The 12,625-nt window shown below is 68.9% G+C and carries 12 protein-coding genes; 8 read left to right on the top strand and 4 right to left on the bottom strand.

Annotation, left to right across the window (positions count from 1 at the left end; genetic code table 11):
- The 6 genes from lpxD to ACK4FB_RS13595 all read left to right on the top strand — a co-directional run.
- Window positions 1–742 (top strand): UDP-3-O-(3-hydroxymyristoyl)glucosamine N-acyltransferase (gene lpxD / locus ACK4FB_RS13620; protein ID WP_409753332.1); only part of this gene is annotated, 742 nt, incomplete at its 5' end.
- Window positions 735–1,214, top strand: coding sequence for a 3-hydroxyacyl-ACP dehydratase FabZ (fabZ, locus tag ACK4FB_RS13615; RefSeq protein WP_409753329.1), 480 nt, complete (start codon window positions 735–737; stop codon window positions 1,212–1,214). The genes lpxD and fabZ, both read left to right, overlap by 8 nt.
- The gene (gene lpxA, locus ACK4FB_RS13610; RefSeq protein ID WP_409753326.1) at window positions 1,211–1,996 is read left to right on the top strand and encodes an acyl-ACP--UDP-N-acetylglucosamine O-acyltransferase; all 786 of its coding nucleotides are present in this window, start codon (window positions 1,211–1,213) and stop codon (window positions 1,994–1,996) included. The genes fabZ and lpxA overlap by 4 nt, the downstream gene beginning before the upstream one ends.
- A complete protein-coding gene (lpxI, locus tag ACK4FB_RS13605) occupies window positions 1,993–2,826 on the top strand; it encodes a UDP-2,3-diacylglucosamine diphosphatase (protein ID WP_409753323.1) in 834 nt (277 codons plus the stop codon). Before lpxA ends, lpxI begins: the two co-directional genes overlap by 4 nt.
- Window positions 2,823–3,992 carry a lipid-A-disaccharide synthase gene (gene lpxB / locus ACK4FB_RS13600; protein WP_409753320.1) on the top strand — a complete coding sequence of 390 codons (1,170 nt, stop codon included), beginning with the start codon at window positions 2,823–2,825 and terminating at the stop codon, window positions 3,990–3,992. The genes lpxI and lpxB overlap by 4 nt, the downstream gene beginning before the upstream one ends.
- Window positions 3,993–4,067: 75 nt before the next feature.
- Complete coding sequence (locus ACK4FB_RS13595) at window positions 4,068–4,745, top strand: basic secretory protein-like protein (RefSeq protein WP_409753317.1); 678 nt, start codon at window positions 4,068–4,070, stop codon at window positions 4,743–4,745.
- Window positions 4,746–4,822: 77 nt separating this feature from the next.
- Here ACK4FB_RS13595 and gltA read toward each other — a convergent pair whose 3' ends face one another.
- Both gltA and gltX read right to left on the bottom strand, forming a co-directional pair.
- Window positions 4,823–6,124: a citrate synthase gene (gene gltA / locus ACK4FB_RS13590; RefSeq protein WP_409753314.1), complete on the bottom strand. Its 1,302-nt coding sequence runs from the start codon at window positions 6,122–6,124 to the stop codon at window positions 4,823–4,825.
- Window positions 6,125–6,190: 66 nt separating this feature from the next.
- Window positions 6,191–7,603: a glutamate--tRNA ligase gene (gltX, locus tag ACK4FB_RS13585; RefSeq protein WP_409753311.1), complete on the bottom strand. Its 1,413-nt coding sequence runs from the start codon at window positions 7,601–7,603 to the stop codon at window positions 6,191–6,193.
- Window positions 7,604–7,694: 91 nt separating this feature from the next.
- On the opposite strand from gltX, the gene ACK4FB_RS13580 reads away from it, so the two are divergent.
- A complete protein-coding gene (locus ACK4FB_RS13580; protein WP_409753309.1) occupies window positions 7,695–9,758 on the top strand; it encodes a ComEC/Rec2 family competence protein in 2,064 nt (687 codons plus the stop codon).
- On the opposite strand, the gene ACK4FB_RS13575 is transcribed toward ACK4FB_RS13580, so the two are convergent.
- Together ACK4FB_RS13575 and phaC are read right to left on the bottom strand one after the other, a co-directional pair.
- On the bottom strand, window positions 9,742–10,131 hold the full coding sequence (locus ACK4FB_RS13575) for a hypothetical protein (protein WP_409753306.1): 390 nt from the start codon (window positions 10,129–10,131) through the stop codon (window positions 9,742–9,744). The two genes, ACK4FB_RS13580 and ACK4FB_RS13575, sit on opposite strands and share 17 nt — an antisense overlap.
- The gene (gene phaC, locus ACK4FB_RS13570; RefSeq protein WP_409753335.1) at window positions 10,128–12,077 is read right to left on the bottom strand and encodes a class I poly(R)-hydroxyalkanoic acid synthase; all 1,950 of its coding nucleotides are present in this window, start codon (window positions 12,075–12,077) and stop codon (window positions 10,128–10,130) included. Before phaC ends, ACK4FB_RS13575 begins: the two co-directional genes overlap by 4 nt.
- 63 nt (window positions 12,078–12,140) lie before the next feature.
- Between phaC and ACK4FB_RS13565 the strand changes: the two genes are divergently transcribed.
- Window positions 12,141–12,602, top strand: a complete 462-nt coding sequence (locus ACK4FB_RS13565; RefSeq protein WP_409753303.1) for a hypothetical protein — start codon at window positions 12,141–12,143, stop codon at window positions 12,600–12,602.
- Window positions 12,603–12,625 lie beyond the last annotated feature (23 nt).

Below are 12,625 nucleotides of genomic sequence, written 5' to 3'. Positions count from 1 at the left end.
CTGTCCCCTTGCCCCGGCGCGCCTGCATCCGCCCATCGAGGCGGGCGAGACGCCGGGCGTCGATCCGTCAGCTGTTCTGGAAGACGACGTCCGTCTCGGGGCGGGGGTCGTGATCGGCGCCGGCGCCCGGATCGGCCGGGGCGCCACGATCGGCGCCAACACCGTGATCGGGCCCGGCGTCGCCATCGGCCGGGATAGCCGTATCGGCGCCAACGTCTCCATCGGTTTCAGCCTGATCGGCGACCGGGTGCGGATCGCCTCTGGCGCCGTTATCGGGGAAGCGGGCTTCGGCGCCGCAGGGTCGGCGAGGGGGCCCGTGGATATTCCCCAGCTCGGCCGCGTGATCCTTCAGGATGATGTCTCTGTTGGGGCCGGCACCTGTATCGACCGCGGCGCATACGATGACACGGTGATCGGGGAGGGGACCAAGATCGATAATCTGGTTCAGATCGCCCACAACGTGGTCATAGGCCGGTTCTGCCTGATCGCGGCCCACGTGGGGATTTCCGGTTCTGTGACGGTCGGCGACGGGGTCATGTTCGGGGGACGCGCCGGGATCGGCGATCACCACACCATCGGCGCCGGAGCCCGTATCGCCGGGGCGGCGGCCGTGCTGTCCGATGTGCCGGCGGGCGAAACATGGTCGGGTTATCCCGCCAGACCGCTGCGGCGTTTCTTGCGCGAGAGCGTCTGGCTGGCCAAACAGGCGGCTTCGCGCAGCAAGGGAAAGAGCGATGAGTGAGTCCGAGGGCGTCTCGATCGATTATGCCGAGGTTCTGCGGCGCATCCCCCATCGCTATCCCTTCCTGCTGGTGGACCGGGCCGAGGATTACCGGGCCAATGAATCCATCGTCGGGATCAAGAACGTGACGGCCAACGAGCCGTTCTTTCAGGGGCACTTCCCCAACAATCCGGTGATGCCGGGCGTTCTGATCGTCGAGGCGCTGGCGCAATCCGGCGCGCTGCTGATGTCCAGGACCCTGGACGCCGATGTGTCGAACAGGACCATCATGTTCATGGCCGTGGACGGGGCGCGGTTCCGCCGCCCGGTGCGGCCGGGCGACGTGCTGCGCCTGCATGTGCATGTGACGAAGCACCGGGGCGATCTGTTCAAGTTCCGGGGCGAGGCCTACGTGGAGGGCAAGATGGCGGCCGAGTGCGAGTTCGCGGCCATGGTCGTCGACAACCCGAAACCCGAGGGCTCCGGGACATGAGCATCCACGCCACCGCCTCGGTCGACGCTTCGGCGACCCTGGCCGATGACGTGGTCATTGGGCCGTGGTGCGTGGTGGGGCCGGGCGTGGCCCTGGCCGAGGGTGTGGAGCTGCGCGGCCATGCGGTGGTGGAGCGGGACACCCTCGTCGGCCCGCGCACGGTGATCCATCCCTTCGCCGTGGTGGGGGGCGATCCCCAGCACACGGGCTACAAGGGCGAGACCGTGCGTCTGGAGATCGGCGCAGACAATGTCATCCGCGAGCATGCGACCCTGAACCGGGGCACGCCCCAGGGACATGGCGTGACGCGCATCGGCTCGAACAATCTGCTGATGACCGGCGCCCATGTGGGGCACGACTGCGTGGTCGGCGACCATGTGGTCATGGCCAACAATGCGACGCTGGGCGGCCATGCGGTGGTGGGCGACAAGGTTTTTCTGGGCGGGCTGTGCGCCGTGCATCAGAACGGCCGGGTGGGCGAGGGCGCCATGGTGGGCGGTCTGTCGGCGGTGACGCGGGACGTGATCCCGTTCGGCTCGGTGTGGGGCAACCATGCGCGGCTGCACGGGCTTAATCTGGTCGGGCTGAAGCGGCGCGGCTACGGCAAGGCGGACCTGCGGCGTCTGCTGGCGGCCTATCGCGAGGTGTTCGAGGGCGAGGGGGCTTTCGCCGACCGGCTGGACGCGGCCGAGGGCGAATACGCGGACCTGCCCGAGATCATGCGGATCATCGCCTTCATCCGCGAGGATTCGAAGCGGCCTTTGTGCCTGCCTGAACGATGAGCAAGCTGGGCATCGTGGCCGGCGGCGGTGATCTGCCCCAGGCGGTGGCGCGGCGCTGCGCCGCGGAGGGTCGTCCATTTTTTGTCGTTCGTATCAAGGGCTTCGCTGATGATGCTCTGGCGCGCTATGAAGGCGCGGACTCCCGCCTCGGGGAGTTTGGGCGGACCATCAAGCTGTTGAAGGCCGCAGGCTGTGAGGCCGTGTGTTTTTCGGGCGTCGTGCAACGCCCTGACTTCCGCGACATGAAGCCGGACCTGAAGGGCGCGGCGGTTCTGCCCGGCATGATCGCGGCGGCCACGAAGGGCGACGACGCCCTGTTGCGCTATGTGCTGGGCGTGTTCGAGGCCGAGGGTTTCGCCATCGAGGGCGCCGATCAGGTGCTGGGCGGCGAGACGGCGCCGGTGGGCGCGCTGGGGCGCCATGCGCCGGACGCGGCGGCGCTGGCGGATCTGCGCAAGGCGCTGGAGGTGGCTCGGGCGTCGGGCGAACTGGACATCGGCCAGGGCGCGGTTGTGGTTGACGGGCTGGTGCTGGCGGTGGAGGCGCAGGAGGGCACTGACGCCATGCTGGCGCGGGTGGCTGGTTTGCCTGAAACGATCCGGGGGCGGGAAGGCGCGCGGCGCGGGGCGCTGGCCAAGGCGCCCAAGCCTATCCAGGACGAGCGGGTGGATATGCCGGTGATCGGCGTGCGCACCATTGAGGGCGCGGCGGCGGCGGGTCTGGCGGGCGTCGCCGGGATGGCGGGCAAGCTGATCCTGATCGACCGCGAGGCGATCATTGAAACCGCCGACCGGCTGGGGCTGTTCGTGTGGGGCGAGGGTCACAGATGAGCCGACCGCTGAAGATCATGCTGGTGGCCGCCGAGGCGTCGGGAGATGGTCTGGGCGCCGGTCTGGCGCGGGCGCTGAAGGACCGGCTGGGCGAGGCCGTGACCTTCGTGGGCGTCGGCGGGCCGCGGATGGCGGCGGAGGGGGTGGAGAGCCCCTTCGACATCGGCGAGCTGTCCATCCTGGGGTTCATCGAGGGCATCCGCGCCTACGGCCGGGTCAAGCGGCGGGTGGCGGAGACGGCGGCGCTGGCGGCGCGGGAGACGCCGGACGCGGTGGTGCTGATCGACAGCTGGGGTTTCACCATCCGGGTGGCGAAGGCGATCCGGGCGGCGTCGCCCGCTACGCCCCTGATCAAATATGTGGGACCGCAGGTCTGGGCCTCGCGGCCGGGGCGGGCGAAGACGCTGGCGCGGGCGGTGGATCATCTGCTGGCGCTGTACGGCTTCGACGCGCCGTGGTTCGAGAAGGAAGGCCTGCCGGTCACGGTGGTGGGCTCATCGGCCCTGCATGTGGACATGGCGGGCGCCGACGGGGCGGCGTTCCGGTCGCGGCGGGGCATTGCGCCGGACGCGCCGCTGTTGCTGATCCTGCCGGGCAGCCGGCCGGGCGAGGTGGCGCGGATGACGCCCGTTTATGAGGCGGCGGTGAAGCGGCTGAAGGGCGAGGTCCCGGCGCTGGAGGTGGTCGTGGCGGCGGCGGGCACGGTGGCGGCGGATGTGACGTCGCGGGTGGCGGCCTGGCCGTTCCGCGCGCATCTGGTGGACGAGGCGGAGAAATACGACGCCATGGTCGCCGCCGACGCGGCCCTGGCCACCAGCGGCACGGTGTCCACCGAACTGGCGCTGGCGGGGGCGCCCATGGTCATCGCCTATCGCATGGACGGCCTCACCTGGGCCCTGATCAAGCGCATCGCCACCACGAAATACGTCACGCTGTTCAATGTGGCGGCGGATGAGGCCATCGCGCCGGAGTTTCTTCAGGGCGACGCGACGCCGGACACGCTAGCCGCCGCGGCAGGGCGGCTCCTGATCGACCGCGAGGCCGCAGCTGATCAGGCGCGCCGCCAGACCGGGGCGCTGGACCTGATGGGCCGCGGCGGCGCGGACCCGTCGCAGCTGGCGGCGGACGCGGTGTTGAGGGTGATCGTGGAGAAGGCGGGCGGCTGAACGGAAGGCGGCGTCCCTGTTGATCAGGTCGCCAGCTTGTGTGCGAATGATCGCATAAATATCGGAGCCCCAGCGATGAAAACCGCCTTCGCCATGATCGCCGCCCTCGTGGTCCCCGCCATGATCGCCGCACCTGCGGCGGCGGCCGAGAGCAGGGTCTACGAACGCGGCGGCTACACGCTGGATTTCCGCGACGACACGGGCACGACCGATCAGGCGGTGGCGGACCGCATGGTGGAGACTTTCTTCGCCGTCTATCCGCAACTGGTGGCGACGTTCAATCCCGAGGCGCCCACGCGGGTGACCTTCATCATGGATCCCGACCTGCCGGCCGTGGCGGGCGCCGGGGGCGATGTGGTCATGTACAATTCAGCCCATTTCGCCGAGCACCCCCACGACACCGATGTTGTGACCCACGAGGTCATGCACCTGGTCCAGGCCTATGGCGACCGGGGGGCGCCGGGATGGTTGACCGAAGGCATCGCGGACTATGTTCGGCATGTGTACGGGGTAGACAACGCGGCGGGCGGCTGGGCGCTGCCGCCATTCAGCCCGGACCAGTCGCTGCAGGACGGCTATCGCGGGGCCGCCCGGTTCCTGCTGTGGCTTGAGGCGCATGGGCACGCGGGGATCGTTCGCACCCTCGACAGCCGTCTGAGGGCGGGGACCTATTCGGAGAGCGACTGGCGGGACATCACCGGACGAGGCCTCCCGGAGCTTTGGGCGGCGTATGCAGCCGATCCGGCGTTGTGACGCTCGCGAGGTCGCGCAATGAAAAACGCCGGAGCCACGGGGCCCCGGCGTTTTGCGTTTCGGCGATATGAGTTCGATCAGCCGCGCTGGTCGATGGTGATGTAGTCCCGCTCGGTGGGGCCGGTGTAGAGCTGACGGGGACGGCCGATCTTCTGCGACGGATCCTCCATCATCTCCTGCCACTGGGCGATCCAGCCGACGGTGCGGGCCAGGGCGAACAGGACGGTGAACATGGTGGTGGGGAAGCCCATGGCCGACAGGGTGATGCCGGAATAGAAGTCCACGTTCGGGAACAGCTTGCGCTCGGCGAAGTAGTCGTCCTTGAGGGCGACGGCCTCCAGTTCCTTGGCCACCTGGAACAGCGGGTCGTTCTCGCGGCCGGTGGCGGCCAGCACTTCATAGGCCGACTGCTGCATGACCTTCGCGCGCGGGTCGTAGTTCTTGTACACGCGGTGGCCGAAGCCCATCAGCTTGTACTTCTTGTCCTTCACGCCGGCGATGAACTCCGGGATCTTGTCCGGGGTGCCGATCTCCTTGAGCATGTTCAGCGCCTCCTCGTTGGCGCCGCCGTGCGACGGGCCCCAGAGGCAGGCGATGCCCGCGGCGATGCACGCGAACGGGTTGGCGCCCGACGAGCCGGCCAGGCGGACGGTGGAGGTGGAGGCGTTCTGCTCGTGGTCGGCGTGCAGGATGAAGATGCGGTCCATGGCGCGCACCAGCGCCGGGTCCACGTGATAGTCCTCGGCCGGCACGGCGAAGCACATGCGCAGGAAGTTCTCGGCGTAGCTGAGGTCGTTGCGCGGCGACACGAAGGGCTGGCCGATGTGGTACTTGTAGGCCCGCGCGGCGATGGTCGGCATCTTGGCGATCAGGCGGATGGCCGAGATGTTGCGTTGGACCGGATCATGGATGTCCAGGCTGTCGTGATAGAAGGCCGACAGGGCGCCGACGGTGCCGACCATGATGGCCATGGGGTGCGCGTCGCGGCGGAAGCCCTCGAAGAAGCGGTCGAACTGCGAATGCAGCATGGTGTGCATGGTGACGCTGTTTTCGAACGACTCGTACTGGGCCGCCGTGGGGAGCTCGCCGTGCAGCAGCAGGTGGCAGACCTCGACGAAGTTCGACTTTTCCGCCAGCTGGTCGATGGGATAGCCGCGGTGCAGCAGCACGCCTTCGTCGCCGTCGATGTAGGTCAGGCTGGATTCACAGGACGCCGTGGAGGTGAAACCCGGATCGTAGGTGAAGGCGCCGGTGGCGCCGTACAGCTTGCGGATATCGACGACATCCGGCCCGGTGGAGCCGCCCAGAACCGGCAGTTCGACGGATTTGTCGCCGATGGTCACAGTCGCCGTGCCGGCGGGTTTGGCTTGTTCGGTCATATGCACCCCGTTCTTTTCTGGACGCCGACGCGGGGAGGCGGCGGCGCGGGTTCATTGTTGTGGCGTTCACTTAGCGACTGAAAGGGCATCCTCCAAGCGTCCGAGGCTTTCTTCTCGCCCAAGTGAAGACAAAGTTCTGGCCAGATCGGGCGAACTTGACCCTGCGGTAAGGGCCCCGCGCAGGGGCGGACCGATCTTGCCGAAGCCCACGCCCTCATCCTCCGCGAAAGCCTTGAGCTCGGCCTCCAGGGCGAAGACGTCCCAACTCTGGAACAGGCGCAGGCGCTCCAGCAGGCGGGCCATGCGCTCGCCGGTCTCGTCGATCAGGGACGCCTTGATCTTGTCGTTCAGGTGAAGCGGACGGCGCTGGAGCACGAAAGCCGTCTGGGCGGCCAGTTCGATGACCGTTTTCGCCCGGTCCTTCACGAAGGGCATGGCCTGAAGCAGACGCTGTTCGTCGCCCTCGGCCAGGCGGTGCCCGTTCTTCAGGTGCTGGTCCAGCACCAGCTTGGCCAGCCGTTCATCGTCGGCCAGACGGATCCAGTGGGAATTGACGTGGGCCAGCTTGTCGAAGTCCAGACGGGCGGGCGCCTTGCCCACGCCCGACAGGTCGAACCAGGCGACGGCCTGTTCGTCGCTGAACAACTCGTCGTCGCCGTGGCTCCAGCCCAGCCGGGCCAGATAGTTACGCATGGCTTCAGGCAGATAGCCCATCTCGGCGTATTCGTGCACAGCCTGGGCGCCGTGGCGCTTGGACAGCTTGGCGCCGTCGGGGCCGTGGATCAGCGGGATGTGGGCGAACACAGGCCGGTCCCAGCCGAGGGCGTCATATATCAATGATTGACGAGCGGCGTTGTTCAGGTGGTCGTCGCCGCGGATGACGTGGGTGACGCCCATGTCGTGGTCATCGGCCACCACGGCCAGATTGTAGGTGGGCGCGCCGTCCGAGCGCAGCAGCACCAGATCGTCCAGCGAGGCCGAGTCCCAGCGCACGCGACCCTGCACCGCGTCCTCCACGATGACTTCCATCTGTCCCGGCCGGCGGAAGCGCACGGTGTGGGGTTTGGACAGGTCATCCACGGTCGGTTCGCGGTCGCGCCAGGGGGATTCGAAGGTGCGGCCCTCGGCCTTGGCCTGATCGCGCAGGGCGCCGGTTTCCTCGGCGGTCAGAAAGTCGCGGTAGGCGTGGCCGCTTTCCAGCAGTTGGTCGACCACCTCGCGGTGCCGGTCGGCGCGGCTGTGCTGGAACACCGGTTCCTCGTCCGCGAACAGCTCCAGCCAGGCCATGCCGTCGAAGATGGCCTTCACCGCATCGTCGGTGGAGCGCTCGCGGTCGGTGTCCTCGACACGCACGAGGAATTTGCCGCCGTGACGACGGGCGAACAGCCAATTGAATAACGCTGTTCTCGCCCCGCCGATATGGAGGTAGCCTGTAGGCGAGGGGGCGAAGCGTGTGACGACGGGGGAAGGTTCAGTCATGTCCGGGGCGGTGTCTGATGGGGCCGCTCTTATAACGCCGGAAGCGGCCAAGCCCATACGCGCGCGCGTCATTGATTGGACCGCGGATGCGGTGCAGGCCCAACGGGACCGCTGGCGGCTGTGGGCGCCCGTGGCCTTCGGCGGGGGATGCGCGGCTTATTTCGCCTTGCCCGCAGAGCCCCCGATATGGCCGCTGGCGCTGTTCGCGGGCGTGGCGTCCGCGACGTGGATCGTGGCGCGGCGTCGGGGGGCGGGCAGGGGTCTGACCGTGCCGCTGATGCTGATCGCCTGTCTGGCGCTGGGGCTGACGGCGGCCAAGGCGCGCACCGAACGGGTGGCGGCGCCCATCGCCCCGGCCCTGTCCGAACCCACCGTGATCGAGGGGTGGGTGGTGGATGTGGAGAGCCCCGGGGCGCGGGGATCGCGGGTGATCCTGGCCCCTGTGCGAATCCGCGATCTGGCCCCCGAAGACACGCCTCTCAGGTTGAGGGTGACGGTGCGCGGCGCCCCGCCGGCGCCGGGAACGCCCCTGAGGGTGTTCGCCATCCTCAATCCGCCGCCGCCGCCGGCCAGCCCCGGCTCGTACGACTTCGGGAAGGTGTCGTTCTTTCGCGGCATCGGCGGAGTGGCGTTCGGGCTGGGGGACGCGCGGCCCGCGGTGCTGCCCGAGCCGCCGGTCGGTCTGAAGCGGCAGATGGCGCTCAACGGCGCGCGGTTCGAACTGGCCACACGGCTGGTGGAGCGGCTGGGCGAGCGGCGCGGCGGGGTGGCGGCGGCCATGGTGACGGGGCACCGCACATGGCTGAGCGAGGACGAGCTGTCGGCCATGCGCGATTCCGGCATGGCCCATGTGCTGGCCATTTCCGGGATGCACATGGCCATCGTGGGCGGGTTCGTCTTTTTCGGCGTGAGGCTGATGATCGCCGCCTGGCCGTGGCTGGCGCTCAGGGTGTCCGGCAAGAAGGTGGCGGCGGTGGCCGGCCTGATCGCGTGCGGCGCCTATCTGCTTGTGTCAGGCGGGCCTCCCCCGGCGGAGCGCGCCTTCACCACGGCGGCTGTGGCCTTCATCGCCATCCTGCTGGACCGAAGAGCGATCAGCATGAACGCCCTGGCCGTGGCGGCCTTCGTGGTGCTGACCCTGAGGCCCGAGACCATCGTGCAGCCGGGATTCCAGATGTCCTTCGCCGCCACCGCCGCCCTGGTGGCCCTGGCCGAAAGCTGGCGGGGACGGATCCGGGAGATCGCGGCGCCCTGGATCATCGTCACCATTCAGAAATTCATCGGCTATGTGGGGGCGGTCTGCGCGGCCAGCATCGTGGCGGGCATGGCCATCGGGCCGTTCGCCATGCAGCATTTCAACCGCACGGCGATCTACGGGTTGATCGCCAACGTATCGACGGCGCCGATCACCGGCTTCATCCTGATGCCCATGCTGGCCCTGGGCGCGGCGCTGGAGCCGCTGGGCCTGGGCGCGCCGTTCCTGTGGGTCGCGGGGTGGGCGGTCGAGGTGATGCTGGCCATCGGGGGCTGGACGTCAGGTTTGCCCGGCGCGGTGCGGGCGGTGCCGAGCGCGCCCACCATCGCCCTGCCCATCGCCTTCCTGGGGCTGTTGTGGCTGTGCCTGTGGAAAGGGCATGGGCGGTGGTTGGGGGTTCCCTTCTTCGCCGCTGTGCTGATCTGGCCCCGGCCCCCGGCGCCGGATCTGTGGATCGGTGACGCAGCGACCACCGCGGCGGTGCGGCAGGGCGGCGAGGCGGTGTTGCTGCGCCCCGGGGTGCGGCTGTTCCCCGCCGAGCTGTGGTCCCAGCGGCGCGGCGTGGCGCTGGTTCCGCCGGACGAGGGCTGGATCGCCACCCGGTCTTCCCGGCGGCCGGAGGCGCAGGGGCCGCTGGCCCTGTGGTGGGGTACGCGGGCGCCGGACATGGATCAGCTGGACCAGCTGTGCGCCTCGGCGGAGGTGGTGGCGGTGCGGGCCGAGGTGGTTCGGTTGCCGGAAGGATGCGGCGGGCGGCTGGTGCTGGACGGCGTGGACTTCGCCCGGGGCGGTGCGGCGGAGCTGTGGCGGGCGCCGGATGCGCCGTCCGGCTGGCGGGCCGTCTGGACGCTGGACGAGCGCGGGGACCGGCCCTGGTCCCCGGTCAGCCCCCGGCCTTGACGCCCCGCAGGCTCATGATGGCGGACTCGACGGTGGAGCCGAAGAACACCGCCGCGATGACCACGGCCAGGCCAAAGCTGACGCCCGGAAACAGCGGAGGCAGGGCCGCGGACAGGATGATCAGGCCCGGATAGATGGCCGCCCAGACCGCTGATGAGGGCGCCTCGGCGGTGACCAGGGGCCCCTTCTTCATCTTCATGAAGCGCGGAACGACCGGCTGCAGGGCCAGGAAGGCCACGGTCACCACGGCCGCGGTGGCCACATAGCGCCACGGCGGATCGGCCGGGCCGAAAAGGGTGGCGCTCATGACCAGCAGGGCAAGGGCGAACAGGGTGGTCACAGCCAGCAGCAGGTTGGGGTCGATACGCTTCAAGACTTCACCTTCACATAGGAACCGGGCGCCGGCTCGACGGGCTTCAGCGCCCCTTTCTTCGGATCACGGGCGTCGATCCAGTCGCCCGACCGCGCATGCAACCATGCGGCCCAGTGCGGCCACCATGAGCCGGGGTGCTGCTGCGCGCCCGCCTGCCATTCGGCGAGCGTTTCGGGCAGGGCGTCGTTGGTCCAGTGCTGGTACTTGGCCGCCGCGGGGTGGTTGACCACGCCCGCGATATGGCCCGAGCCCGCCAGCGTATAGGTCACCGGCCCGCCGAACAGCTTCGTGGAGCGATAGACCGAGTTCATGGGCGCGATGTGGTCCTCGCGGCTGGCCTGGGCGTAGATGGGCGTCCTGACCTTCGACAGGTCCACGCGGACGCCGCCGATCTCGAATTCGCCCCTGGCCAGGGCGTTCTGGCCGTACATCTGGCGCAGATAGGCCATGTGCAGCGCCTTGGGCATGCGGGTCTGGTCGGCGTTCCAGAACAGCAGGTCGAAGGACGGCGGGTCCTTGCCCATCAGATAATTGCTGACGAAGAAAGACCAGATCAGGTCATTGGCGCGCAGGGCGTTGAAGGTGTCGGCCATGGCGCTGCCCGGCAGGACCCCGCCGGCCTGGTCCATCATGCCCTCGATCTCGTCCAGCCAGTGGTCGTCGGTGAACAGCAGGAGGTCGCCGGCTTCCTCGAAATCATGCTGGGCGGCGAAGAAGGTGCAGGCGCCCACCCGCTCGTCCCCCTTGTCGGCCATGTGCGCCATGGCCGCGCCCATGAGGGTGCCGCCGATGCAGTAGCCCACGGTGTTCAGCCGATCCGTGCCGCACTGCTCCATCACCTTCGAGGTGGCGCGGTAGATGCCCTTTTCCAGATAGTCGTCGAAGCCGAAGGCGGCCTTGTCGGCCTCGGGATTGACCCATGAGCAGACGAAGACGGTGAAGCCCTGTTCCGACAGCCAGCGGATCATGGAATTCGCGGGCTGCAGGTCCAGGATGTAGAATTTGTTGATCCACGGCGGGAAGATCAGCAGGGGAATGGCGCGCTGTTTGTCCGTCGCGGCGTCGTACTGGATCAGTTCGAACAGTTCGTCGCGCCAGACCACCTGACCGGGGCTGGTGGCCACGTTCTCGCCCACGCGGAACTTGCCGTAGTCCGCCTGGCTGATGGCCAGCTTGCCGCGCCCGCGCTCCAGATCGGCGGCGAAGTTCTGCATGCCCTTGACCAGACTCTCGCCGCTGGTTTCGGCCAGGGCTTTCAGCGCGGCAGGGTTGGACGCCAGGAAGTTGGACGGGGAGAAGGCGTCGGTCAGCAGCTTGGTGAAGAACTCGGCGCGGCGCCGGGTGCGGGGGTCGACGTCCTCGGCGCTGGAGATGAGGCTGTTCATCCAGTCGGCGGTGACCAGATAGGACTGGCGCATCACGTCGAACAGCGGGTTCTCGGCCCAGGCCGGGTCCTTGAACCGCTTGTCGGGGGCGGCGGTGACGGGGACATCCTCGCCGGCGGCGCGCCGGGCGGTGTCGGTCCAAAGGGTCATGTAGCGGCCGAACAGATCGGCCTGGGCCTGGAAGAGGCGTTCGGGGCGGGAAGCCAGGCTGGTCATGACCGAGGTCATGGCGGGGCCGACATTGAGCGGATCGGCCGACAGGGCCGCCGGGCGATCGGCCCTGCTGAGCGCCGCCTCGGCCAGGGCCGTCTGCGCCGTCATGGCCGCTCTGGCGATGTTCAGGGACAGGGTTTCCAGCATGCGCCGCTGGTCTGCGCCGATGGCGAAGGGGTCGAAGGCGTCCGGCTGGGACGGAGGCGGGGGGGCGGCGGGCTCGCGTTCCGGCGTCGGCCCGGGCGCAGCCTTCTCAGCCTTCGGTGTGGCCGCAGCGCGCGGTGCGGCCTTCTTCGGCGCAGCCTTTTTTGTGCTGCGGGTCGCGGGCTTTTTCGGCGGCGTGGCCATGAACGGCTCCTGCTGGATCGATACAAGGCGGCGTCGCCCTTCCTCGTCGGCCCATGATGGCATATGACCGGGCTCAAGATGAACGCATCGGCGATGAAAAATGCGGCCCTGGCCGCGGTGATGGGCGCAATGCTGCTGACCGGCGCATGCGCCGCGCCGTTCAACAAGGGGACCGATCCGCAATCGCCACTGTCGGACCGCATCCAGGCGCTGGTGGACGCCAATAGCGAATATCCGCGCTGGGCCGACTTTCCCGCCGCGCCCACGGATGTGCCGCGATCGGCGGACATCGCCGTGCGGGTGGCCGGGCTGAACCAGACCGGCGTGACGCTGGGCAGCACCGTGGCGGCCATCGACTGGACCCTGACCGACGATCCGGAGGCTTATGCGGTCGAGGTCCGCCGCAGGGTGGAGGGCGCGCGCATGAGCGTGGGCGCGGCGCGGACGGCCGCGGAGGTGGAAGCCTTCGCCCGGTCCCTGCGCGAGCGGTCCGAACCGCCGCCGCCCATCGATCCGCGCCGATAGGGCGATTTCGCGCCTGCGACCGA

Source organism: Brevundimonas sp., assembly GCF_046299535.1.
Lineage (GTDB): Bacteria > Pseudomonadota > Alphaproteobacteria > Caulobacterales > Caulobacteraceae > Brevundimonas.
This window is presented reverse-complemented; position numbering and strand designations above follow the sequence as displayed.